Origin of the sequence: Rahnella sp. NRRL B-41462, from assembly GCF_003263525.1 — a bacterium.
Lineage (GTDB): Bacteria > Pseudomonadota > Gammaproteobacteria > Enterobacterales > Enterobacteriaceae > Rahnella > Rahnella aceris.
On record NZ_JYDF01000034.1, the window covers coordinates 1 to 25736 of the forward strand.

Below are 25736 nucleotides of genomic sequence, written 5' to 3' on the forward strand. Positions count from 1 at the left end.
GGTGGTGGTGATTAAGGTCAAAAACCAACGTTTAAGCGCGCTTAATCTCCTGTTTTGTCTGTAAAACCCCCTCCCATCCTCCCCCTTCGCAGGGGGAGGAGCCGAAAGGTCAGAGGCTAAAAGTTTCACCCACTTCGGCTTTCGCATACCATTCCAGCATTTCTTTGACCCCTTCTTCGCCTTCCGGCGCGGTGCCTGGCAGATAATCCTGTTCCTGAACTGGCTGATACGCACCGTGTTTCACTTCAAAAATCACGCCGCCTTCGTCGAGAGATAGCACGCTGTGCCAGGTATTGGCCGGGATTTCCAGCAGACGGGTTTCTGCGCCGAGCCACAGGCGGTCGGTGACTTCGCCGCTGTTATCGTAAATCAGTACCAGAAAGCGACCACGCAGCGCGGTCAGCATTTCCCAGGTGTGTGGATGGCGGTGAATGCGCACATAAGTGCCGGGTTCCATGGCGATGGCCAGACGCTGAACGTCATCTTCAGGCGCCGGATGCATATTCAGATTTTGACGCAGTCGCGGTGAATGCGCCGCCTTGGTGATCAGGTCGCATAACGTATCTTGGTTTATCTGCTTAATCATTTTGGGTATCTGAAAAGTGAGGAGAGATCAGGGCATTGAGTGTAGCCAAAAAAGCACCATCCGATAAGCCGGTAAGGTTATCAGGCCAGCCTGAAATTTATGCATAAATGTTGCCAGAATAGATTTGTTCGCGGTTGACAGTCTTTTTATTCCCGGCGTAACATGCGCGCACTATTATCAATGAGGAACTTCGCCTTGGACACACCCAGTAGATACTGGCTCAATAACCTGTTCATTAGGTACCACTTCTAAGGCCCTCCTCTTTGCTGATGGCCTTAGTGGTTGTCAGCGACCCCCGTTCTGTCGCTGTGAGTCAGATCTGAATTTGGTCTGAATTACGCCGGTGACAATTCTCACCCCGTGATTTTCTGTGCTTCAACGCGTTGTCCACTTTCTGTCATTTTTGGGAGAACGGGCACATGCTGAGTGCTTTTAAATTAGAAAACAGCCGCTTATCCCGTTTAGAGCTGGACGAGTCAGACGATCTCAAAACCTCATTGTGGGTGGATTTGGTTGAACCTGACGAGCTGGAGCGTGAGCGCGTTCAAAGTGAATTAGGGCAAAGCCTGGCGACACGTCCTGAACTGGACGACATCGAAGCTTCTGCACGTTTCTTTGAAGATGAAGACGGCTTGCACATTCACTCCTTCTTTTACTATGAAGATGCCGAAGATCATGCCGGCAACAGCACCGTGGCATTTACCGTGCGCGAAGGTCGTCTGTATACCCTGCGTGAGCGCGAATTACCGGCATTTCGTCTCTACCGTATGCGTGCCCGCAACCAGACGCTGGTTGACGGCAACGCCTATGAACTGCTGCTGGATTTGTTCGAAACTAAAATAGAGCAACTGGCGGATGAAATTGAAAATATCTACAGTGATCTGGAAAAACTCAGCCGCGTGATCATGGAAGGGCATCAGGGCGACGAATACGATGCTGCACTTTCCACGCTGGCAGAACTGGAAGATATCGGCTGGAAAGTGCGTTTATGTCTGATGGATACCCAGCGCGCGCTGAATTTCCTGGTGCGTAAGGCTCGTTTACCCGCAGGTCAGCTTGAGCAGGCACGTGAAGTATTACGCGATATCGAATCCCTGTTGCCGCACAACGAATCCCTGTTCCAGAAAGTTAACTTCCTGATGCAGGCGGCGATGGGTTTTATCAACATCGAACAGAACCGCATTATTAAGATTTTCTCGGTGGTTTCGGTGGTGTTCCTGCCGCCAACGCTGGTGGCTTCCAGTTACGGGATGAACTTTGAATTCATGCCGGAACTGAAATGGTCATTCGGTTATCCGGGCGCGATTGCGCTGATGATCCTCGCCGGGCTGGCGCCTTACCTGTACTTCAAACGTAAAAACTGGTTATAACCGACCATGCTGATGGAAAGGATGGTTCCGGCGGGGCAGTGGTTTATCCTCGTCGTTTCCTCACTGATTCTGGGCATTATTTTTCAGACCTTCCACGTTCCCGCTGCGCTCCTGCTCGGGCCGATGATTGTCGGCGTCGTCATGGGTTTATTGGGTGCCAGCGTGCGTATTCATCCGCTGTTCTTCAAAATATCGCAGGGCATTTTAGGCTGTATGATCGCGCAAAGTCTGTCGCCCTCGATTCTGCCGCCGTTACTCAATGACTGGCCGCTGGTGCTGATGGTGCTGGTGGCGACGCTGCTTGCCAGCGGACTTTCCGGCTGGTTGCTGGTACGTTTTAGCCAGTTACCCGGCCCGACCGGCGCGTGGGGTTCATCACCCGGCGGTGCCAGCGCCATGGTCGCGATGGCCGGTGATTTCGGTGCGGATGTCCGTCTGGTGGCGTTTATGCAGTATCTGCGCGTGTTGTTTGTTGCCACGGCTGCCGCATTTGTTGCGCGTATGGCTATGGGCGACAGCGCATCGCTGGCGGCGGCAGTGGTCTGGTTCCCGCCGCTCACCTGGCGTTTCTTTGCCACGCTATTTCTGGCAGTAGCCGGTGTCTGGCTGGGGCCGCGCCTGCGTATCCCTTCCGGCGCGCTGCTGCTTCCGGCCATTGTCGGCGCGGTTTTGCATTCCACCGGAACGGTGACCTTAGAAGTGCCGGAATGGCTGCTGGCGATGGCGTACACGCTGATTGGCTGGAGTGTCGGGCTGCGCTTTACACGTCCGATTTTCAAACTGGCTTTACGTACGCTGCCTCAGATGATTGCCTCGATTATCGGGCTGATGCTGATTTGCGGGGGCATGGCATGGGTGCTGACCAAACTTTTGCACGTCGATATGCTGACGGCTTATCTGGCGACAGCCCGGGCGGGCTGGACACCGTGGCGATTATTGCGGCAGGCAGCCACGCCGATTTAGGTTTTGTGATGGCGATGCAGACGCTGCGTCTGATCACCATCCTGGCCACCGGTCCCGCGATGGCGCGCTTTATCTCACGCAGCGCTGTGTCCGCTTCTTCCTCGTCGTAAACGCCCCTGCGTATAGAGCGCATCGCTGATAAAGCACAGCAGTCCCACCCAGATAAAGCCGAAGGTGATAAGTTGTGAGGTGTTGACGGTTTCACCGTAAAACACCACGGCCAGCAGGAACATCAGCGTTGGCCCGAGATACTGGAAAAAGCCCAGCGTGGAGAGCTTCAGCCGGGCAGCGGCGGCGGTAAAGAACAGTAGCGGAATGGTGGTGATAATCCCGGCCGCCATCAGCAATAAATCCAGAGACCACGGATTCGCTGCCAGATTGCTGGTCTGGCTGTGGGCAATAAAGAACAGATAAATCCCGGCCACCGGCAGCAACCAGAGGGTTTCAATCAGCATCCCGGTTTGCGAATCTACGCCTATTTTTTTACGCAGCAGGCCATAGAAGGCGAATGTCAGGGACAGCCCGATGGCGATGACCGGCACGGAACCAAATACCCACACCTGCACCAGCACCCCGGCGAAAGCCAGCGCCACGGCGAACCATTGCAAACTTCGGAATCGTTCACGCAAAAACAGCATGCCAAGCACCACATTCACCAGCGGATTGATAAAGTAGCCGAGGCTGGCTTCCAGAATGTGATTATGATTAATTGCCCAAATAAAAATCAGCCAGTTCCCGCCGACAAGCAGGGCGGTAATCAGTAACATGCCGATTTTCTTCGGTTGTGCCAATACCCGGCGGACATCGCCCCAGCTGCGGCTGACGGAGAGCAGCACTAACATAAAGAAGAAAGACCAGATCACCCGGTGAGTCAGAATTTCATCCGCCGGAACCTGTTTGATGAGCTTGAAATACGCCGGCGCGATCCCCCAGATCAGATAGGCGATAAAGGCAAAAATAACACCTTGCCGGGTACGGTGTGCGTCCATGTGGGTACCTGAAAAAAGAGTAAGGAAAGAAGCGAGTTTACCTGATCTCAGCCCACCATATAGGTCGCCGTAGTGGTCGCGATGTGAATGCCCGTGTCGCTGTGTAAATCCACGCGCGCCACGGAGACTTTGTTCCCGGCACGGATCAGGCTGGCGGAGGCAATAAAATACTCGCCACGGCCCGGACGCAGGTAATCAACGCGTAAATCGATGGTGCCCATCTTGGATAAACGCTGACGCATTTCGGCTTCCAGTAACGGGTGATCAGGTTTGTCGCGGCGGATCAGTGAACTGGTCACACAGACCAGACCGGCGGCGACATCCAGCACCGCAGCAATTACGCCGCCGTGCAGGATTTTTTGTGCGGCATTGCCCACCAGTTTTGTCTGGTTGGTAAATTTTAACTCTGCGTAGTCGCAGTCGAGACGTTTCAGCTCGAGGCCCAGTTCGCGGTTAAACGGCATATCGTAAACGAAAATATTGCCGATCAGTTGCAGGGCAGCCTCGTGGCTGAGAGATGAAGCAGACATGAATAAATTCCTGACGAAAACGGGTGGACAGTATGTTCGCCGAAAAAGTTAACGAAGTGTTGATTTTAGGTGCGGGCAGGAAGGATTTCTACACAGCGAAGGATAAATGTATTCAGTACTCATCTAGAAATGTATTTGTGTGTAAAATGCCCTGCTTTGAGATTTCCGGATTTTAGTCAGCGCGTGGTTGGCCGGGCAGACGGCATATTTTCAAAAATAATGAGTCGATAACTTTAGGGTGAGGGTAAGGAATAATGCGTAAAAATTGGGCTGTCGGAGCCGCCATGCTGGCGATGCCAATGCTGGGACACGCCGCAGAGGCCACTGTGCAGGAAGTGCATGATAAACCTGCGGTACGCGGAAGTATTATTGCGAATATGTTGCAGGAGCACGACAACCCGTTCACATTATATCCTTACGAACAAAACTACCTGATTTACACTGATACCAGCAATATCAACAAGAAAGCCATTCAGTCTTACGACTGGGCAGATAAAGCACGTCATGATGAAGTCGAGTTCCAGCTCAGCCTGGCGTTCCCGTTGTGGCGTGGAATTGCGGGTGATAATTCGGTGCTCGGCGCGTCTTACACGCAAAAATCATTCTGGCAGCTTTCCAACAGCGGCGAGTCTTCACCTTTTCGTGAGACCAACTACGAGCCACAGCTTTTCCTCGCCTGGGCAACGGATTACGATTTCCTCGGCTGGACATTGCGCGAAGCAGAATATGGTGTCAGCCATCAGTCTAACGGCCGCTCAGATCCGACGTCCCGCAGCTGGAACCGCGTGTATGCCCGTTTCATGGCGCAAAACGGTAACTGGCAGGTGGATTTAAAACCGTGGTACCGCATCCCTGAAAGCGATGAAAACGACGATAACCCGGACATCAACAAATACATGGGTTATTACCGCCTGAAAGTCGGTTATGCGTGGGGTGACAGCGTGTTCAGCGTGGAAAGCCGTTACAACTGGAATACCGGTTACGGCGGTGCGACGACTGGCTGGAGCTACCCGATTTCCAAACAGGTTCGCTTCTATACTCAGGTATTTAGCGGCTACGGCGAGTCATTGATCGACTACAACCATAAGCAGACCCGTATCGGTGTGGGTATTATGCTTAACGACATCATGTAATTGCGCCATACTTCTGGTTGCAGTTGCGTTGGCCGCACCCGGAATTATTTAGGGTATATTATGTCGGTGCAGTACAGCCCCGGCGGCTTTAGGGCTTAGCCGGGTGGTTTGAACAGTTGGGGAATTGAGTGTCTACGGCGGCAGTGATAAACAAAGAAGAGCTGGCTCATCAGGTATTACGCGATACCTTCGGCTATCAGCAATTCAGACCAGGCCAGCAAACTATCATCAATACCGCCCTTTCTGGCCGGGATTGTCTGGTAGTGATGCCAACAGGCGGCGGTAAATCGCTGTGCTATCAAATTCCCGCGCTGGTGATGGACGGCCTGACGCTGGTTGTTTCGCCGCTCATCTCGCTGATGAAAGATCAGGTCGACCAGCTGATGGCCGCAGGCGTTGAAGCCGGTTGCCTGAACTCAACGCAAACCCGTGAGCAACAGCTGGAAGTGATGGCCGGTTGCCGCGCGGGACGTATCAAAATGCTGTATATCGCACCGGAACGCCTGATGATGGGTGATTTCCTCGAGCAGCTGCAACAGTGGAATCCGGCGATGCTTGCCGTCGATGAAGCTCACTGTATTTCCCAATGGGGCCACGATTTCCGCCCGGAATATCGCGCGCTCGGCCAGCTGAAACTGCGTTATCCGCAACTGCCGGTGATTGCCCTGACCGCAACCGCCGATGAGGCCACACGTAACGATATCGTCCGTCTGCTGGAGCTGAACGATCCGCTGATTCAGGTCAGCAGTTTCGATCGCCCGAATATCCGTTACACGCTGGTGGAAAAATTTAAGCCGCTCGATCAGCTGATTCGTTTTGTGCAGGATCAGCGCGGTAAAAGCGGCATTATTTACTGTAACAGCCGTGCCAAAGTGGAAGACACAGCCGCCCGTCTGCAAAGCCGCGGGCTGAGCGTCGGCGCGTATCACGCCGGGCTGGATAACGACACCCGCGCCCGCGTGCAGGAAGGTTTCCAGCGCGACGACCTGCAAATTGTGGTCGCCACCGTCGCCTTCGGGATGGGCATCAACAAACCTAACGTGCGTTTTGTGGTGCACTTTGATATTCCACGCACTATCGAGTCTTATTATCAGGAAACGGGCCGGGCAGGGCGTGACGGCCTGCCTGCCGAAGCGGTGCTGCTTTACGATCCGGCTGATATGGCCTGGCTGCGTCGCTGTCTGGAAGAGAAACCGGCTGGCGCGCAACAGGATGTTGAACGCCATAAGCTGAATGCCATGAATGCGTTTGCGGAAGCGCAAACCTGCCGCCGTCTGGTGCTGCTCAATTACTTCGGTGAAGGCAAACAGAACGCCTGCGGTAACTGCGATGTGTGTCTTGACCCGCCAAAACGCTATGACGGTTTGCTGGATGCGCAGAAAGCGCTGTCGGTCGTTGCACGCGTCGGACAACGTTTTGGCTTAGGGTACGTGGTCGAAGTGCTGCGTGGTTCGAACAACCAGCGTATCCGCGAATACGGCCACGACAAGCTGACTGTGTACGGCATCGGCAAAGAACATAGCAACGAACACTGGACCAGCGTGGTTCGCCAACTGATCCATCTCGGGCTGATTACGCAAAATATTGCCATGCACTCGGCGTTACAACTGACGGAATCGGCGCGTCCGGTTTTACGGGGCGAAATCCCGTTGCAGTTGGCCGTGCCGCGTATTCAGACGCTCAAAATTAAAAGCAGTGCCAGCCAGAAAACTTACGGCGGGAATTACGATCGTAAGTTGTTTGCTAAATTGCGTAAACTGCGTAAGTCACTGGCGGATGACAATAATGTGCCGCCGTACGTGGTATTTAACGACACGACGCTGCTGGAAATGGCTGAACATCTGCCCGTCAGCGCGAGCGATTTGCTGGACATCACGGGTGTTGGTCAGCGTAAGCTGGAGAAATTCGGCAGGCCATTTATGGCGATGATCCGCGATCACATCGATAACGGCGACGAATAAGAATTCTGTTTCCTACACATAACACAGAGAGTTAATCATGCTGATGCTATTCCTGACGGTTGCGATGGTTCATCTGATCGCGCTGATGAGTCCGGGGCCGGACTTCTTCTTTGTCTCACAAACCGCCGCCAGCCGGTCGCGTAAAGAAGCCATGATGGGTGTGATTGGTATTACGCTCGGCGTACTGGTGTGGGCAGCGGTTGCGCTGATGGGATTACATTTAATTCTGCAAAAAATGGCCTGGCTGCATCAGATCATCACCGTCGGCGGCGGCCTGTATCTGTGCTGGATGGGCTGGCAGTTGATGAAATCCGCACGTGCTAAAAAACAAAACGGCGACGACACTCCGGTAACGCTGCCTGCCCGTGGCCGCACGTTTATGCGCGGGCTGCTGACCAATCTTTCGAATCCTAAAGCTGTTATTTACTTCGGCAGCGTATTCTCTATGTTCGTTGGCGACAGTGTCAGCGGTGGCGAGCGTCTGGGTATATTTCTGCTGATTGTGGTGGAAACCCTGGCCTGGTTCTCGTTAGTGGCGCTGGTTTTTGCCCTGCCGAAAATGCGTCGCGGATATCAGCGTTTAGCAAAATGGATCGATGGCGTGGCAGGCGTGGTGTTTGCGGGCTTTGGTGTTGCGCTTATCGTGAATCGTTAATCAACGCATTTTGCACATGAAAAAGGGTTCGGTTGATGCCGAACCCTTTTTGCATTTTGCGGCGTTAAACCTTTCTGGCACTCGCCAGCAACACACCCACCAGCATAAACAGCGAACCGAAAATGCGGTTCAGCAACTGCATTTGTTTCGGGGCTTTCACCCAGCCGGCGATACGCGTGGCCAGCGTGGCGTAACCGATCATCACAATGATATCGACAACCACCGTGGTGACGCCCAGTACCACGTATTGTGCAGCCTGAGGCTGGTGCGCAATGATAAACTGCGGGAATAATGCGGCCAGAAACACAATGCTTTTTGGATTGGTCAGGTTCACCAGGATGGCGCGTTTGAATAAACGGCGACGTGGCATACTGCTGGCGAGCGCGCTCAGATCAATCGCACCGGCAGAACGCCACTGGCAAATACCCAGCCAGATTAAGTACGCCGCACCCAGCCATTTGAGAATTTCAAAGGCCAGCAGCGATGATGAGATCAGTGCGCCCAGCCCGATACCGACCAGTACGATGTGGATGGATAACCCGAGTTGTAACCCCGCGATTGACGCCACCGCCCCGCGATAGCCGTGGCTGATGCCCGTACTCATCGTGTTAATGGCACCGGAGCCGGGGGATAAACTTAAAATAGAAGTGGTGAGCAGGTAGGTTAACCACCAGTCAAGTGTCATTGCGAGACTCCCTGAATACGTTTTATGTTGTTTTATGGCACAATACGCCATTGTTTATAATTGCGCTATAACTCACAAATAACACTTTTCCTCCTCCCTGCCTGACGACTTTGGATCATTGAATGCCTGTGAATTTTGGGAAGTGGTTAACACGAGAGAAGGAGTTTTCCGCCTTCGCGACCGGACCTTTGCTGGATTTCTGGCGTACGCGCGAAGAAGGCGAGTTTAGCGGCGTTGACGATGTCCCGATCCGCTATGTCCGGTTCTGTTCCCCCGCGCATGATAAAGTCATCGTGGTGTCACCGGGTCGTATAGAAAGCTACGTAAAATATCCTGAAGTAGCCTACGATTTATTCCATTGCGGCTACGATGTCATGATTGTCGATCACCGTGGTCAGGGGCGTTCCGGGCGTATGCTCGACGATCCGCATTGTGGCCACGTTAAGCATTTTGACGATTATGTTGAGGATTTCGAAAGCTTTTATCAGCTGGAGATTGCCCCACGTCAGTACGCGAAAAAGTTCGCGCTGGCACACTCCATGGGCGGTGCGATCCTGGCGCTGTTTCTGGCGAAAAATCCGGACAAGTTTGATGCAGCGGCGTTACTCGCGCCGATGACCGGCATTTATTTGCCGATGCCGGGCTGGATTTCCCGCCGGATCCTCAACTGGGCGGAGAATCGTCCGCTACGCCGTGACGGCTATGCGCTGGGCACCGGTCACTGGCGGCCATTACCGTTTGTGGTCAACCGCCTGACACACAGCCGTGAGCGTTATCGCCGTAATCTGCGTTTTTATGCCGATTACCCTGAGCTGCAGGTCGGCGGGCCAACCTATCATTGGGTACGTGAAGGGATTGAGGCGGGGATGCATATCCTGAAAGAAGCCGAAAAAATCACCACCCCTGTTCTGTTATTGCAGGCGAGCGAAGACCGTGTGGTGGATAACCGGTCCCATCTTGCTTTTTGTCAGGCCATGGCCGTTGCGGGACACCCTTGTGAAGGGGAAAAACCGCTGGTCATTGAAGGCGCGCGCCATGAGATCCTGTTTGAACGGGACGACCTGAGGGCACAGGCGCTGGACGCTATCATGCGCTTTTTTGCGCGACAGCATTAATCCGCGGTTCGCCGCGCACAACTCCATCAGAGGTTAGAACCTAACGCTATGTACCATGTTGTTGCTTCCGATTTAGATGGCACGCTGCTATCACCTGATCATACCCTGAGCCCGTTCGCCAAAGAGACGCTGAAATTGCTGACCCAGCGCGACGTGCATTTCGTGTTCGCCACCGGGCGTCACCATATCGATGTAGCGCAGATGCGCGACAATCTGGAAATCAGTGCATACATGATCACCTCCAACGGTGCGCGCGTGCATAACACCGACGGTGACCTGATTTTCTCGCACAATCTGGATGAAGACATCGCCAGAGACCTGTTCGGCATCATGCATAACAATCCGGATATTCTGACCAACGTTTATCGCAACGATGACTGGTACATGAACCGTGACCGCGCCGATCAGGATGATTTTTTCCGCGAATCCGTTTTCAAATACAAACTGTATGAACCGGGTCTGCTGGAAACTGACGGTATCTGCAAAGTGTATTTCACCTGTGAAGATCACGAAAAACTGTTGCCACTGGAAGAAGCGATCAATGCGCGCTGGGGCGACCGTGTGAATGTCAGCTTCTCACTGCCGGTATGTCTGGAAGTGATGGCAGGCGGTGTATCGAAAGGGCATGCGCTGGAATATGTTTCCAAGCTGATGGGCTATTCCCTGAAAGATTGCATCGCCTTTGGTGATGGCCTGAATGACCTTGAAATGCTGAGCATGGCCGGTAAAGGTTGTCTGATGAGCGGTTCATTGCCACGTCTGAAAGCCGCCATGCCGGATGCAGAAATCATCGGATCCAACGCCGACGACGCGGTACCGCATTACCTTCGTAAGATGTATCTGGCCGAAGAAAGCTAATCGGTTTTGAAGCAAAGTCGTAGAACCAAAGCAGGGCGGTTGTCCTGCTTTGGGATCTGTATCTGCCGCTTTATTGCCGATGCCGCTGAAGCCTAACGTGCCGATGTTGAGGCTGTTTTTATCCGCCGAACTTGTGCTGGCAAGCACCGCGCCATCGAGCTGCGTATGCCCGCCCACCGTGATATCAAAGCCGCCGTCACCGGCATAAATACCGGACTGCTCAGTGACCGAGTTGTAGTCGCTGTCCATTTTGTCATTAGCGGCACTCATGCCACCGGAGCCGGTCATGGTGCCGAATGAGAAGCTGGCGCCGCCGCTGATGCTCTTCTGGCTGCTGTCGTAATAGTCGCTGTCCTGCAGGCTGCTGATGGTCAGGTCGCCGCCGATATCCGCCACCACGCTGTTGCCGCTCAGCTGCGCACCGGCAATCGTTGTGTCGTCGCCGCTGTTAATGCTGATGCGGTTGCCCGCGTCGATGGTGGTTTCGTTATGCTGCGTGCCGTTGCCCGACTCGCTGCCTCTGGAGGCGTTGCCGCTGGCGGAGATGTTGATACCGGCACCGCTCTCGCCCATGCCGATGCCAATCCCTATGGCGCCGCCGCTGCTGCTGTTTTCTCCTTCCAGCCACTGGGTGTTCTGCGAGGAAATCAGGTTGATGTCGTCTGCCGCGTTCAGCGCCACGTCCAGCCCGGCTTTAATCTGGCTGCCGATGACTGTGATATCGCCGCCCGTCGCGGTTATCGACAGGTTATCACCCGCCGTCAGCGTGCTGCCCGTGGCGGTATTCTGTCCGCTGTGGCTCTCGGATTTGGACGACTGCGTGCCAACCGAGGCGCTGATACCAAAGGCGGTGGAAGCATCGCCGGTGGTGGCCTGCGCCAGCGCCGTTCCCCCCGTCGAACCGACGGTGCTGAAACTCTGGCTTTTGAGTTGCAACGGCTGCCAGCAAATTGTGCGGTTCTCCACGAAAATAAAGATGGATCATTATTACTTCATAGATATTCTTTCTTCCCCAACATTGTTTTTTTATATTGGCACTCTTTAACGCTTACATAATCTGCTTCTTTCCTTTCAGAAATATCATAGATAACAACATCATTACCTTTTGTTTGGATTTCATAACTATGACCATCTTCTGCCGTAAATGATCTTTCAAAAGTTCTACCAAGATCTATGCCATACATACTTTTTTCATCAAAGTGCCACCATATTTTATATACTTTCCCACTTTGAATGGTATATTCCAAATATCCCCGATTTGAGAATTGCGTTGACGGAGATGCGATCCCAGTTACTCTTTTTGAATAGCTGGTTTTTATTCCCATCACGGCTACTTTTGATGTAAGTCCATACACACCTTCTGATTTCATACATTCCGCAGCAGGTAACATTTTTTCCAGCCTGAAAAGTGTTGGTTGAAAACTATTGTCGACACGAATAAAAGAAGTATCGTTGCCCTGATAATCAGGCATAGAACTGCTCATATCCACAGTACATCCAGAAAGAAAAATCACGATCATCAAAAAAAACGAATTACTTTTCATATAAATATCCATGTTAAAAATTAATACCCTGTTTTTCATAAACATTTCTGTCTAATCCGATCCCAGCGTTGTTGGTCAGGATTTACTTACTTGTAATGTCTGTAATGACGATAGTAGATAAACCAGCTACCCGACCCACAAATAGGCCCAGCAAATAGACTAATACGATAAGCTCTTCGGATATCTTCCAGTGAAAAAAGAAAATCCCCACCAAAAGATAACCATACAAATGTTCTAAGCATTAAAAAAATAATCACAGTCATAGAAAGAAGAATTAATATCCATATTATATTGAAAATAAATAAAGAAAATACAGTCTTCGCATTCATTACTTTTTCTCCTTAAGACTATTTATTTGCTCGTTAATAATGGCACCAGTTCCTTCTGTTGCAATTGCTGCTCCTGTATTACCCGCTATGCCAGGAATAGCACTTGGTGGTAATGGTTTTGATATGCCCATTCCCATATCAACCCATTCATAGTTTTTCCAAGTTGGATTAAATATTTTGTTCAGAGGTCCCTGCGCAAACTTACCGATCCCATAACCTAGGCCTGAAGCACCGCCGCTTATAGCCCCTCCAGCCCACGGATCATCTCCCTTCAGATAACTTGATGTCGCACCACCTGCTGCATTCCAACCCACAGTTCCCCACAGTCCCGTATTCGCCGTAAATGCTCCCACATAAGTAGCTATCAACACATCTGTAGGATTGATTTCACCATTCACGCCATACTGGATCGCTGCATTAGCACTGCCGCCAATAGCACCTGTCATCTGCATTCCTCCAGGCAGATAAATCAGCCCTGCGGTCGCCATTGCGCCTGCCACTGCATTTGCCTCATTCTGCGCCTTCTGGCAACTTGCCGAACCCGGTGCATCAGCACAACTTGCCATATCAATACCGTGCTGACGGATAAATGCTTCCTGGCCTGCCTCCGTACCGCCGCCTAACAGGTTGTTGTTCACTGTGGTGTTCCCCGCTATCGCGCCTGTCATACCGTCTGCCGTGCTGTCTCCGGTTAAACCACCCGCCAGACCCGCTGCCAGCGTCGATAAGGCCAGCACTTTTTGTTTTTCCTGCTCCGTCAGTTCGCTGATGGGTTTGCCGTAAGTGTCCAGCGCTATCATACCTGCCAGTTCACCTGCGGCGGCTCCCGCCGCTCCTGCCGCTGCATCTTTGCCCTGCGCCGCTGCAATGGCGGCATTCACCGCGCCATCTAGCTGGGTATGCCCGCCCACCGTGATATCAAAGCCGCCGCCGCTGAACATGCCGCTCTTTTTCTTCTCTTTGAGACGGTATGTCGAGTCGGTGTTGGTCGCCGCCACGATGTCGATATTGTTGCCCGCATTCAGGCTGACATTGCCGTCGCCGACCACCGCTGAGCCTTTCACCAGCAAATCATTTCCGGCGACGAGGGTTACGTTATCGCCGCTGAGCAGGGTGCCTGCTTCACGGGTTGCGCTGTCTTCCTCCACCGTGTGCGTGGTGGTTTTTTTCATGAACCCTTTTTTAGTTTTGGTTTCTTCTTTGAAGTGGTAATCACTTTCAGTGGCGGTTTCGAGGTTAATGTCACGGCCTGCGCCAATACCGATATCGCCGCTGGCAATTACCTGTGCCGCTTTGCTGTTGACGTCACGTCCGGCAACGATTGTGGTGTTGCCGCCGCTGACGATTTCAGTGCTGTCCTGGCGTACCGATTCGTTGATTTCGACCTTTTTCTTCGCTTTGTAGCTGCTGCCGTCGGTGGTTTCTATCGCCATCAGATTCACATCGCGACCGGCCTGCATCGCCACGTCACCTTCTGCGGCGAGTCCTGCGGCCCGGCTGTTGATATCCTGCCCGGCAACCAGCGTCAGATCGCCGCCTGCGGTTATCGTCGTGCGGGCGTTGTCAGTGCTGTGGGTTTCACTTTTGCCACGACTGGCACTCTGACTGGTTTCTATGGCATTCAGGTTCAGATCATTGCCTGCCAGCATCAGCAGATCGTCGCCTGCTGCCACAAGTGCGCCGGTAATATTGATATCTTGTCCGGCTCTCAGGATCATGTCGTCCTGAGCCATGATCCCCGCCATCGGGCCGCTTTGTGTCTCGCTGAAACTGACAGACTCGCCGCGCCTGCCCGTTCCGCCTGCCTGCCATTGTTCGGTTTGCGTGATGTTATTAATGCTGCCGCCTGTGCTCTCAAGCTGGACGGTTTTGCCAGATATCGCGGATCCAATGTTGTTGATATCGCCCAGCGCGCCCAGTTGTAGTGCACTGCCTGCCTGCATCAGGCCAGCATTCAGGTTGCTGATGCTGCTCTGACTACCGATAAACAGGTTTTTGTTTGCGGCGAGGGTGCTGCCGCTATTGGTGACACTGCCGCCTGAAAGTCCGACATTATTGCCAGCAATCACGCTGCCGTTATTCACCGTCACGTCTTTTGGTGACAGATACACTTTTGGCACCATTACCGTCTGGCCGTTGATGCTGGCGGATTCCCACCACAAGATACTGCTGTCGAGCGCGGCGATTTGCGTAGCCGTCAGCGCTACACCAAAGGCCAGTCCAAGCGACTGCTGCGCACCTGCCGCGTTATCCATCAGGTATTGCATCTGCTCGAGATCAGAACCGAGGCCGCTGATATAGCGGCTGCCGGTCTGGTTGATCATAAAGTTGCTGACGTAGCGCGTATCGAATGCCGCATCACCGAGGAAGCGATAATCGTATTCCGGCTGCAGGTTAAGTTTGTCGAGGAAGTACGCCGAACCGAGGAATTTATTCTGGTCGGTGTACTGGCTGTTAGTTTCACGCGGAGCCGTACCGGGTTGGATCCCCATTAATGCGTACAGGTCGCCAAACAGGCTTTGATCGAGTTGCCCCAGCCCGTCGAGTTTCGGGTTCGTGGTGATCAGATACGGGCTGTTCGCATCGGTTGAAGGGACAAAATAGCCGTTATTATCCGACGGCAAAGGATACAAGCTGTTGCCCCCGGCGATGTGAGCAACTGCATCGGTGAGACTCTCGTACCATTGCGGCGAGGTGATGTCCGCGCTATCTGCGTTGGCGAGATCTTGCTGCTGAACGCCATCAGGCTGGCTGAGTGTATTTAGCGTCGGGGCAGTGATGATGTTGCTGGTGCCCCCGGCATTCGCCGTGGTGGTGGTGTTGCTGATGTCCTGGGTAAAATTGGCAATGACGTTGCCGCCAGCCTGGATGACGGAGCGGAATATATCACCGTCAGTACTCTCTGTTCGGATATCCCCTGTAGTGACAAAATAGATTGAATTCATGCCCCCAGTGCCGTTCTGAGAGGTTATGCTGGACTCCGTTGCGTACTCACTTCCACCATAAGCATATGACAAATAATGAGTTTCAATGCTTTCTATCCATGACTGGTTATTAAGCGTATTACCACTAAGAATGGCATTGTTAGTCGCTAAAATATGACTGGCATTATTCTCCAGTACATCCGCATGGAGCAGAAGATCGCGGCCAGAAGAGATATGCGCAACGGGTGAACCATTGCTCTCGACAATGACCTGTGAACGGGAAACGGCAAACTGTAATTCAGCGCTGTTGCTATAAGGGGCAGGACGAGACCAATATGCCCCGGCACAACCATTACCACAGCCAGTATCTGCGCGGTAGTAGCCATAATCGTAATTGATACTATCCAGATAGCTTAGCGGGACATCTGCATCAATCGACGTAAGCCATGAGTATTGTCCGGCTAAATCTGTTTCTTCGGTGACATGAGCAACTAATCCTTCCCGCTCATTCACTAAATGCCCGGTATTTATCGTAATATCCCCATTTACCGTCTCGATATTCCCCGAAGTATTCACCACTTCGGCGTTCGCATTGCCCGCCATATCGCGCTGCATCCACAGGCTGTTACCGGCCAGAATATCGCCGTGGTTATTGCGGATGGTATTGGCCAGCAGATACATATTGTTGCCCGCATACAGCAGGGCGGTATTGAGAATACTGCTGGCGGCATTGAGGGTCAGTGAGCCCGCGGTGCCGATAAAACCGGCCACCGTAATATTCTCACGGCTGTTCAGTACCACGTCGCCACCGGCCTGTAATGTGCCTGTGGTGTTCATCGAAATACTGCCTGCGGAGAGGATGCTTGCACCGCTGCCGGTGGTGATTTGTCCGTTATTAGTGAGCGTCGTTCCGGCAGTCAGATTCACCGCCTGGCCTTGCATCACGCTCTGATTATTTATCGCGCCATTGCTGGTGATATCCAGCACGTTGCCTGCCGCCAGCACGTTTTTACCCGTAAAAGCACCGGTTAATTTCAGGGTTAAATTACCCAGCGAAACCACCTGACCCAACTGTTCGAAAACGCCGCTGGTCAGCAGTAAGTTACCGCCGCTGTAAAGTTTACCTGCGGCCCTGTGGTCAATCCGGTCGGCATGAATCGCCAGATTCGAGGTGCTAAACACCGTCCCTGAGTTATCGATTGCAGCGGCATTCAGCAATACAGATGTGGCCTGTAGCCAGTTATTGTTGGTCAGGCTCGCCGTGTTAAACGTGAGTTCACCGCCGGAGAGGATTTTACCGTCGTTACGTGCGGACGCTGAGGCATCAATACGTGTCATGCCGCCGCCCTGAATCAGGCCGTAGTTCACGAGATTTGGCGTGGTGAGGTTCAGGGTGTTCTGGCTCAGGACAATACCGGCAGCGCGGTTGGTCAGATTACCGGTGAATGCGAGGTCATTGTTCCCCTGAATACGCCCGCTGTTGTCGACAGAATCGCTGATCAGCGCAATATCCGTACCCTGAATTTGCCCGGCATTATTGACTGTCGCCGCACTCAGCCCCAGGGTTCCGTCTGTTAACAGCGTTTTGTCCTGTTGCTGAATAAATGCTCCGGTCAGCGCCACTACCAGTCCGTTGACGCCGATGATGTCGCCATTGTTATTCAGCGACGTGCCGTTTATCACCAGATTATTGCCCTGCAATGCGCCACGGTTATCAAGCGACTCTCCCGTCAGGGTGAGATCTGCGTCACTCAGCAGCGAGCCCTGATTAGCGATGTTTTGCGCGGCAAGGCTGGCGTTGCCCTGGCTTAAGATGTCACCGTCGTTACTCAGTGTGCTGGCAAGCGAAACATCCAGTTTATCCGTCCCAAGCAGGGAACCTGTGTTCGTCCAGTCACGGGCGGTGATAACAACATTTTGCCCCTGCAGGGTGCCTGCGGTATTGAGTAAACCCGCATCCAGGGTCAGTGAGCCTGCGGTCAGCGTGCGGCTGGCGCTGCCTGTGCGCAGTTCATCTGCCGTCATGTGCAGCGCAGAAGTTCCTTGCCACAGGCCATCATTACTGAATGTAGCGGACGTCAGTGACAGGCTGTTCCCCATTACCTGTCCGGCATTGAGAACGGTATTCCCGCTGATATCCAGATGCCCCTGACTTAAAAACAAACCCTCACTCAGGTTATTAAAGTGCCCGCTGTTTACCGTGAGATTCGCCGCAGTGGTTACGCCGCCATGAATCAGATTCTGTGCCGTAAGCGTGAGTGCACCCTGTGCCACCTGAGTGCCATAAAGCGTGGCATCCGTGGCTGTCAGCGTGAGCGTACCATCAGACTGGAGCTGCGCGTCACGCTGGCTGGTCAGTTTATTCGCCTGCACCCTAAGATCGCCGTGGGCGATAACATCCCCGTCCAGATTTGCCTCACGGGTTTTCAGTGAAACATTGCCCAGACTGGTCGAAAGCGAACCTTTTGCGGCGGTCAGTGAGCGGCTCTCTATCGCCAGTGATTTTTTGCCTGATAAGGTCCCGTTTTGCCGGATATCTTCCGCAGACAAAACCAGCGCTTCGTCAGATAGAATTTCTCCGCCTGCTGCGTTGCTCAGTGTTTTTACGGCACTTATCGAGGTAGTGCCTTTGGTTGCAATTTTACCGCTGTTGGACAGGGAACCACTGCTTATGGCGGCGTTATTACCGGCTATCAGCTGGCCCTGATTTGTTATCGTTCCCGCCACCTGTGCTGAAATATCACGCGCCGTATTGACGCTGCTGCGGCCATCCTGTGTTAAATCTTGTGCGTTGAGATTGAGGTCGTTTCCGGCAGTCAAACGGCTGTTGCTTAACGTCAGTTTGCCATCGCTGTTAAGGGCGATATTGTTGTCGCTGGCAAAGGTGCCGTTGTTAAGTGCAATGTCCTGCCCGCTGACATTCATACTGCCACTGGCTTTATGTTCCCCGCTCAGCGTAACGCTTTCCCCTCTGGCATTCAGGCTGCCGCTGGCAAGACTGTTTTGCACGGTGAGTTTGCCGTTGGCATCCAGCGTGATATCCCCCTGACGGGCGTTCAGGTTGCCAAGGTTAACTCCCACGCCTTTATCGCTGGAAATCAGGTGGATACGACTGGCGTACATGCCGCCGAGCGCGCCGGTATCCACCGCCACCACGGGTGCTGCGCCTTCACCGGCCATCGCGGTTACGCGGCCATTTTTATCCACGCGGTTAGCGCCGGCGATAACGTTCAGCGCGTTGGCATGAATTTGTGCATTCACTTCGGTGGCCCGCGAGATGATTGACAACGCATCCGACTGGCTGGCATTCAACCCCTGGCCTTCAACGGTGATGGAACCTTTTTTGACATCAAGGGATTGTAAGTTGCCACTCGCATCGAACACCGGTTTACCCGTGGTGAGCGCGGCATTCGGTGTATTGATAAACCCGCAGCCGTTACAGGTGATGCCATACGGGTTAGCAACCATCACGTTGGCCGCTTTTCCTGCGACTTCTGTGTAACCGTTCAGTTGTGAACGGTTCGCGCCCGTCACTTCGTTAATAATGCCGCGCGCTTCCTGGCCTGCTTTCAGGTTGGGGTTGTTCTGAATCAGCCCGCCTAACTGCGTCTGGTTTAGCTGGCCGGTGGCATTATTGAGGATCAGCCCCTCTTTACCGACGTTGTAATTTTGAAACTGGTTATGGGAAATCCCCGCTCCGTTAGGTGTGGCGATATTCACCACCGGCACACCGTTTCCGGCCTTATCGATACCTGTAGCACTATTTGCAGGCGCCGGTGCGGCAAACACCGGGAATACAGGTTGTCCTGCCAGCAAGCCACAGATCAAATAACTCAGTATGCGTTGAGCAAAACACATTGGTTGTTGATGATTATCCATAATCGTTTTCCCTTAAATCACAAACGCGATGCGGTAATAAATGCTGAGGTGGTCAGGCGCTAACCAGTCCGGATATTGCAACGGTGTACCCACGGTAAACTGGCTGGAGTAGTGACGATTTGTGGTAGAAAGCCCGACAGCGGCTCCCCACAACGTGCCGGACGCCCACGGGTCTTTGTTATCTTTTTGCAGCCAGCCACCGTCGAGTGCGACCACGCTGCTGACCTGGCCGATAAGCGGCAATGTGAACAGTCTGTAGTTCAGCTCGTTACGCCAGTAGCCGCCGTTATCGCCGGAAAGATATTGCTCTTTAAAGCCGCGTACCGAGCTTTCGCCACCGATGGTCAGACGCTCGCTGCCATATAGCCTGTCCGGCGACCACTGACCGTAGACGCTGGTCAGCCACCATAAATCTTCAGCCACCGGCAACTGAAAGCTGCCGTTCAGGCTCCATTTTTTAAATCCGGCTTTCGGCAAATCATCATTTTTGCCGTTATCGTCTTCCGCACCCTGCCAGGACACGCCATGGCTGAAAGTGGGGTTGAAAGTTGCGACGCCACCGAAGATTTTTTGCGTGTGGTTGAGGCCAAACAGCAGGCTGGTCAGCTTGCGACTGCTGCTGTCGAGCAACACATCATTGAGATAGTTATTGCTGATCTGATGTGTCAGTCCGATGGAGGCACCGGTTTTGATATCGCCATCGCGGAATAACACCCGCGAGGTGGTAAAACGGTGGCTGATGCTGTCGCCGGTCGATGCCCAGCCAAAGCCATTGTTGTCAATGGTGCTGAGGTAGTTGCTCCAGCTATAGCTGTAATCAAACAGGTTATAACCGTAGGGAATGCTCAGCCCGGCCTGAACATTTTGTGCGTCATGCGTGGATGAAAAATCGCTGCTGCGCCCGCCGCTGACGAACCATTTATCCGCAATACCCAGCACATTATTGGCCGTCAGCGAGCCGCCAGATTGCCCGGTACCGGTACTTTTCTGCCCGCTGTTATCAAAGTTAAGTGAGAAACTGAGGGGGAATTCCGGCGAGGCGGTGAGATTGACAATGGAATAGCCTGATTTCTTGCCCGGAAGGATCTCTATTTGCACCGGATCGTTGCGCAACCGGTTGATTTGCTCCATACCCTGTTCGATGTCACGCAGGTTAAGAATGCCGCCTTCCAGTCCCGGGAAAGCCATTCTTAATTGTGGCGCTGACATGCCTTCGAGGGTAATTTTCTCAAGACGTCCTTCCAGTACCGAAATATGTAATTCACCCTGAGATAAATCCTGTTCGGTGATAAAAGCCCGGCTGGTTATATATCCCTGGTGAATATACCAGTCAGAGATTTGACGGGTTATCTCCGCAATCCCGTTCATCCCAATACATTGGTTAAGATGAGATTTATTAATCTCGCGTTGTTTTTTATCAGAAAGAAGAGTTACGTTATTTATATATATTTTATGAATGTAAAAGCAGGGGCCATTATTTTCTTCTATGTGTGATTCGATGGATGAAACGGGAGAAAAACTGCGTTGTAGATCATCACGTTGTTGCTGGCTTTGCCTTAATAATTCCTGTTGTTCCTGACGGATCAGGTCTCGGTCTGCCGGATTCAGGGGGGCCGCAACGCCGGATGTAATGACGCCAGCCATTAAAATGGGCAGAATATATTTAAGGAATGAATATTTACACAAGACAAATTTATCCCATGGATAATTAATGGAGTAATGTTTTGATACAGATTTTAATATGATGTTTCGTGGCGACAAATAAATCAAATTTTTTAATGGTATTGAGGGCGTGTGAATTTATTTCGGAGTCGTGCTGATAAGTGATTTAGTGAAATTCACCCGTAAATTATCTTATTCCGTTATAGGAAAGGATTATTAATTCCAATCCATTGCGCTTCACAGTCACTGGTTCCGCAATATAACCGGGGCACGGATGACTCAGTAATGCAAAGGCCGCCGGGGAAAATAACGTCTTCAAGATCAGCACGTTTGGCGGCTCCGGGTTTGAACTGGTTGCGTTCAGCGATGATTTTCAGCGCTGTCCGGTGATACGTCTGGTAGTTGAAAATGAACGAGCAGGCGTAATAGTTCCGGTGCCCCTGCGCATCGAAACGGGCGACATGTCCCAGCACACCGATCTGGTGGCCATCCAGAACATAAGCTGCGTTCACGCCGCACCATTCTTCGGCGGCGACCTGTCCCTGCAACAATGTCGCCTGAGCTATCTTGCCCAGGGTCAGATCCTCCAGTGAATCCAGCAGAATATAGCCGATGGTACCCCGTCCGCCGGTTTCACCCTGCGGACGGGTAAACAGTAATATTTTTCCGTCCGGTAAACCCACCGGACGGATGTCTTTCATGCCCTCAGGCCCGATAAAAAATGGGCGCAGGGAATACAAATCGGTCCCCCGGTACAGCACGGTTTTCCAGCGCAGTCTCCCGCTGGTGTCATCCGCCGGTTCAACACTCACCCCGCCAAAAATAAACTCCCCGCCGATCCGGGCAAAAAACGGATCCTGTAGAGCGAAGACCGGCGCGTCGGGCAGTAATTCGCACTGGCGGACGCCATCAAATGCAAAAAATTTTACCTGTGATAACTCGGAGTTTCTGGGCTCGACACGAGCCGCAATGACCGAAGTATCACCGCACTGAAACGGAGCGGTCAGGTTATAAACATCGTCGTCTCCTGCGCCGGAGAACTGGATTTTTTCTCCGGCGGGTACCGGCAATTTCAGAGTACGAAATTGCCGGAGTAATGTTTCAACCCTGCTCACAGCGGCAATCCGAGATGCGCCCATAAGGCATCGAGCGGCATTGTCGCCAGCCCGATACATTCATCGGCTGCGCCGTAGTAAATTTTCAGCAAATCCTGTTCCAGCAATGCGCCGCAGGTGAACACCACGTTGCCAAAGAATCCTTCTTTCTCATATATCGCTTCAGGCTGTAGCAGCGGCACTGGAGACCTGGAGAGGATGTTGGACGGATTATTCAGATCGAGCAGCATCGCGCCGAGGCAATAACGCTGGTCTTTATCCACGCCGTGATAAATCTGCAACCAGCCGCGCGTCGTTTTCATCAGCGGTGCGCCACCACCCAGCTTCAGCGCATCCCAGTCGCCGGAAGCACTGCCGAGTAAATGGCGATGATTGCCCCAGTGCAGCATGTCCGGTGATTCACACATCCAGATCTCCGGCTTACCAAAATGTTTGGGTGAAGGACGGGTCAGCGCCTGATATTTGCCGTTAATTTTTTCCGGGAAGAAGCAGACATCGCGGTTATCGGGGCAGAAAATCACGCCTTGTTTTTCTACCGTGACAAAATCGGTGGTCGTCGCCAGCGCGGTGGAAATGCCATACGGCGAAATGGCCGAATAGTTGATGTAGTAAACGCCATCGATCAGCGTAATTCGCGGATCTTCACAGCCAAATTGTTCGTATTGCGTATCAGCGGTCAAAAAGGGCTGTGCATCAACACTAAAATCTTCGCCATTCTGACTACGCGCTAACCGCAGATGCGACATGGAGGTCAGCCAGATCACTGAAGGGTCAGCTTTCAGCGCAATCATTCTCGGGTCGCTGAAATCATAGGCCGGGTCGTCACGTCGAAAACGTTTCGTGCCCGCCCGCCAGACGTTTTGCTGGTTCACCAGAAGCGGTACTTCCAGACAATTAGCATCCGTTGAGATCACGCTTTCCGCGACACGAAGCAACAGCAGGGTTTCACCCTGATACGAACATACGCCTGCGTTAAAAACACAATCGACCTTCCAGCCGGGCTGGGAAGGTGCAACGTCAGCAGGTGCTAACAGCGGATTTTTTTCACTTCTGAGCATTTTCATGGTTTACCTTTTTGATAAGAATTTGGTTTTTTTCCAGCAGCGGTTCATCCGTGCCAAACAAGACTGAATTGCCGTCGGCATAGCCCACGTTGACGACAGGCGGACCGAAATTGATCATCACTTCCAGACATTCCACACCCAGCTGGCGGCGGAAAATCAGGCATTGCTTAAACAGCGTGAGGTACTGATAGTGGCCACGCTGAAGGGAAGGGTGTGTATTTCTTATGTGGATCAGCTGCTTATAACGGGTCAAAATTGATTGTGAGCACTTACTCTCATTTTCGACGTTAATCTGGCTTTCACGAGCATCGGCTGGCGTCCACGGGACAGGTAAACGAGAGGCATCGCGGCAGAAAGGTAATGCATAAGTAAGCGCTTGCTCCTCATGCATGCCCTGTGAAATAGCGGTGTGATAGTGCGTGATTCCCTGAATATCCCGCATCTGTTGCAAATTCTGCGGGACAAAATCGGTCATGCCGATTTCTTCTCCCTGGAAGATAAAAGGCAAACCCCGGGCGGTCATTTGCAGGGCAAAAACGGCTACAGCGCGGGGAATATCGCGGGGTGATTCACCGAAACGGCTGATCATGCGTGACATATCATGGCTGGAGAAAAACAGTGTCGGTAAACCGGAGAGTGTGTTTTCCATTGCCTGTATTTCGGCGAAGATCGCTGCAATATCGAAGCGTTTCTGGCTGCCAAGGTTGAAATTGAACACCACGTCCAGCAACTCTGTGCCCTGATAAGGTGCCATTGCCGGTAATTCATCACTGCCCACTTCGCCAATCAGCAGGAATTCACCTTGCGCACGGATATGGCGACACAGGCGATTCACCACGCTGAGCACACCGGGCTGATTGATATCTTTATCATGAGGGGGCTCTGCGCCTGCCTCAACGGGTGGATGATCTTCCCCGATACCGTCAGTGGTCAGAAAATTAATCACGTCAAACCGGAAGCCGTCGACGCCGCGCGCTATCCAGAAATCGAAGATTTTTTGGATCTCATGCTCAACGGCGGGATTGGACCAGTTCAGGCATACCTGTTGAGGCGAGAATTTATGGTAGTAACTGGCCGTCCCGCCGGGTTCCTGCGTCCAGGCTGAACCGCCAAAGAAAGAGGTCCAGTTGTTGGTTTGCTCACGAAAGAAAAAGAAGTCACGGAACGGACTGTCCGGCTGACGGAGCGCCGCCTGAAACCACGGATGCTGGTCCGAAACGTGGTTAATCACCACGTCGATGACCAGCAAGATATCGCGCTGATGACAGGCCGCAATCAGTTCATCGAAAAGGTCTACTGTGCCAAAGCGCGGATCGACGGCGCAGTGATCACTGATGTCGTAACCATTATCCACCAGCGGAGAGGGATAAAAGGGGGTGATCCAGATGCCGCCAATGCCCAGCTCAGCCAGATAATCCAGTTTAGAAACCAGCCCCAGGAAATCGCCTAATCCGTCAGCGTTACCGTCGCAGAACGAGGGTAAATACACCTGATAAAATACCCGGTCCTGCCATGTTTTCAGGTTGTCCATCATTCAGGCCTGTTATTTAAGTGAAAGCGACATCCCTTCCAGGAAATGCTTCCTGAAGAGGATAAACAAAACGACGATTGGTAAGGTTTGCACTACCGAACCCGCCAGTACCGGGCCGACATAAATGCCATAGGATTTACTGAACGTTGCCAGCAGCACTGAAAGCGGCATTTTGTTGGCATCCTGCATCACAATCAGCGGCCAGAGGAAATTGTCCCAGGCGCTGGTAAAAGTAAAAATCGCGACGATAGCCAGAATCGATTTGTTGAGGGGCAGCATGACATGGAGCAATATTTTGATAAGACCGGCATGATCTAACCTTGCGGCATGAATATAGTCATTTGGCGTGCCTTTAAAACTCTGCGAGATCATAAAAATCCCCCAGCCATTCATCACAAACGGTAAAATAAGGGCGCCATAGGAATTAATCATGCCGAGTTCACGCATCAGCACGAAATGCGGAATAATAAACATGAAAGCCGGAAAAACCATTTGCAGGATAAGCAGGTTTTTGAAAATATCCCGGCCTTTAAATTCCATTTTTGCCAGCGCATAACCAATTAAACAGGAACTCAGCGTGACGCATACCGTTATGGTTAATGTAATGAATATGGAGTTAAACAATGTGCGCAGAAAGGGTTTTTCCGCTTTACCGGTACCATCAAACAGGAAAATATAATTATCGAATGACAGCGGGCCGGAAAAAAGAGATGTCGTATAAATATCGGCTGTATTTTTAAACGAACCGATTAACATCCACAAATACGGATATAACCAGGTGATGGCCAGCGCAAACATCAGCAGGTGGATCGCCACGGAGCTGATTGTTTGTTTCAGTAAAAA

At 52.4% G+C, this 25736-nt stretch carries 16 protein-coding genes and 3 pseudogenes; 7 read left to right on the forward strand and 12 right to left on the reverse strand.

Annotated features, from left to right (window positions below; translation table 11 throughout):
- Positions 1 to 109 precede the first annotated feature (109 nt).
- Complete coding sequence (locus UC14_RS09435; protein WP_112197603.1) at positions 110 to 586, reverse strand: WbuC family cupin fold metalloprotein; 477 nt, start codon at positions 584 to 586, stop codon at positions 110 to 112.
- Positions 587 to 1005: 419 nt separating this feature from the next.
- Between UC14_RS09435 and corA the strand changes: the two genes are divergently transcribed.
- Both corA and UC14_RS09445 read left to right on the forward strand, forming a co-directional pair.
- Complete coding sequence (gene corA, locus UC14_RS09440; protein ID WP_013577512.1) at positions 1006 to 1956, forward strand: magnesium/cobalt transporter CorA; 951 nt, start codon at positions 1006 to 1008, stop codon at positions 1954 to 1956.
- Between the two features lie 21 nt (positions 1957 to 1977).
- A pseudogene (locus UC14_RS09445) lies at positions 1978 to 3029 on the forward strand (AbrB family transcriptional regulator).
- Here the strand turns inward: UC14_RS09445 and rarD are convergent.
- Both rarD and UC14_RS09455 read right to left on the reverse strand, forming a co-directional pair.
- Positions 2994 to 3908 (reverse strand): EamA family transporter RarD, encoded by a 915-nt coding sequence (gene rarD / locus UC14_RS09450; RefSeq protein ID WP_112197604.1) that lies wholly within the window; start codon positions 3906 to 3908, stop codon positions 2994 to 2996. The pseudogene UC14_RS09445 and the gene rarD sit on opposite strands and share 36 nt — an antisense overlap.
- A gap of 47 nt (positions 3909 to 3955) precedes the next feature.
- Entirely contained in the window at positions 3956 to 4438 is a 483-nt protein-coding gene (locus UC14_RS09455; RefSeq protein ID WP_013577509.1) for a thioesterase family protein, read from the reverse strand.
- Between the two features lie 254 nt (positions 4439 to 4692).
- Between UC14_RS09455 and pldA the strand changes: the two genes are divergently transcribed.
- The 3 genes from pldA (at position 4693) to rhtC (ending at position 8187) form a co-directional block, all read left to right on the forward strand.
- Positions 4693 to 5571, forward strand: coding sequence for a phospholipase A (gene pldA / locus UC14_RS09460; RefSeq protein WP_013577507.1), 879 nt, complete (start codon positions 4693 to 4695; stop codon positions 5569 to 5571).
- Positions 5572 to 5699: 128 nt separating this feature from the next.
- Positions 5700 to 7532 (forward strand): ATP-dependent DNA helicase RecQ, encoded by a 1833-nt coding sequence (gene recQ, locus UC14_RS09465; RefSeq protein ID WP_013577506.1) that lies wholly within the window; start codon positions 5700 to 5702, stop codon positions 7530 to 7532.
- A 37-nt stretch (positions 7533 to 7569) separates the two neighbouring features.
- The gene (rhtC, locus tag UC14_RS09470; RefSeq protein WP_013577505.1) at positions 7570 to 8187 is read left to right on the forward strand and encodes a threonine export protein RhtC; all 618 of its coding nucleotides are present in this window, start codon (positions 7570 to 7572) and stop codon (positions 8185 to 8187) included.
- A 64-nt stretch (positions 8188 to 8251) separates the two neighbouring features.
- Here rhtC and rhtB read toward each other — a convergent pair whose 3' ends face one another.
- Positions 8252 to 8872 (reverse strand): homoserine/homoserine lactone efflux protein, encoded by a 621-nt coding sequence (gene rhtB / locus UC14_RS09475; protein ID WP_112197605.1) that lies wholly within the window; start codon positions 8870 to 8872, stop codon positions 8252 to 8254.
- A gap of 122 nt (positions 8873 to 8994) precedes the next feature.
- Here rhtB and pldB point away from each other — a divergent pair, with 122 nt between their 5' ends.
- Positions 8995 to 9987 (forward strand): lysophospholipase L2, encoded by a 993-nt coding sequence (pldB, locus tag UC14_RS09480; protein ID WP_013577503.1) that lies wholly within the window; start codon positions 8995 to 8997, stop codon positions 9985 to 9987.
- 48 nt (positions 9988 to 10035) lie between these two features.
- Positions 10036 to 10845 carry a sugar/pyridoxal phosphate phosphatase YigL gene (gene yigL / locus UC14_RS09485; RefSeq protein WP_037035470.1) on the forward strand — a complete coding sequence of 270 codons (810 nt, stop codon included), beginning with the start codon at positions 10036 to 10038 and terminating at the stop codon, positions 10843 to 10845.
- Between the two features lie 66 nt (positions 10846 to 10911).
- Here the strand turns inward: yigL and UC14_RS09490 are convergent.
- From UC14_RS09490 to UC14_RS09530, 8 genes and pseudogenes are all read right to left on the reverse strand, one after another.
- Positions 10912 to 11730, reverse strand: a pseudogene (locus tag UC14_RS09490) (hemagglutinin repeat-containing protein); the annotation flags it as partial.
- A 107-nt stretch (positions 11731 to 11837) separates the two neighbouring features.
- Complete coding sequence (locus tag UC14_RS09495) at positions 11838 to 12428, reverse strand: hypothetical protein (protein ID WP_112152634.1); 591 nt, start codon at positions 12426 to 12428, stop codon at positions 11838 to 11840.
- Positions 12429 to 13191: 763 nt separating this feature from the next.
- A pseudogene (locus tag UC14_RS09505) lies at positions 13192 to 19521 on the reverse strand (filamentous hemagglutinin N-terminal domain-containing protein); the annotation flags it as partial.
- 12 nt (positions 19522 to 19533) lie between these two features.
- Complete coding sequence (locus tag UC14_RS09510; RefSeq protein WP_198670061.1) at positions 19534 to 21165, reverse strand: ShlB/FhaC/HecB family hemolysin secretion/activation protein; 1632 nt, start codon at positions 21163 to 21165, stop codon at positions 19534 to 19536.
- 218 nt (positions 21166 to 21383) lie between these two features.
- Positions 21384 to 22298 carry a DUF1861 family protein gene (locus UC14_RS09515; protein ID WP_112152366.1) on the reverse strand — a complete coding sequence of 305 codons (915 nt, stop codon included), beginning with the start codon at positions 22296 to 22298 and terminating at the stop codon, positions 21384 to 21386.
- On the reverse strand, positions 22295 to 23356 hold the full coding sequence (locus UC14_RS09520) for a glycoside hydrolase family 130 protein (RefSeq protein WP_112197615.1): 1062 nt from the start codon (positions 23354 to 23356) through the stop codon (positions 22295 to 22297). The genes UC14_RS09515 and UC14_RS09520 overlap by 4 nt, the downstream gene beginning before the upstream one ends.
- Positions 23343 to 24893, reverse strand: a complete 1551-nt coding sequence (locus UC14_RS09525) for an alpha-amylase family glycosyl hydrolase (RefSeq protein WP_112197616.1) — start codon at positions 24891 to 24893, stop codon at positions 23343 to 23345. The genes UC14_RS09520 and UC14_RS09525 overlap by 14 nt, the downstream gene beginning before the upstream one ends.
- Before the next feature lie 12 nt (positions 24894 to 24905).
- Positions 24906 to 25730 (reverse strand): carbohydrate ABC transporter permease, encoded by an 825-nt coding sequence (locus UC14_RS09530; protein ID WP_041673250.1) that lies wholly within the window; start codon positions 25728 to 25730, stop codon positions 24906 to 24908.
- Positions 25731 to 25736: the final 6 nt, after the last annotated feature.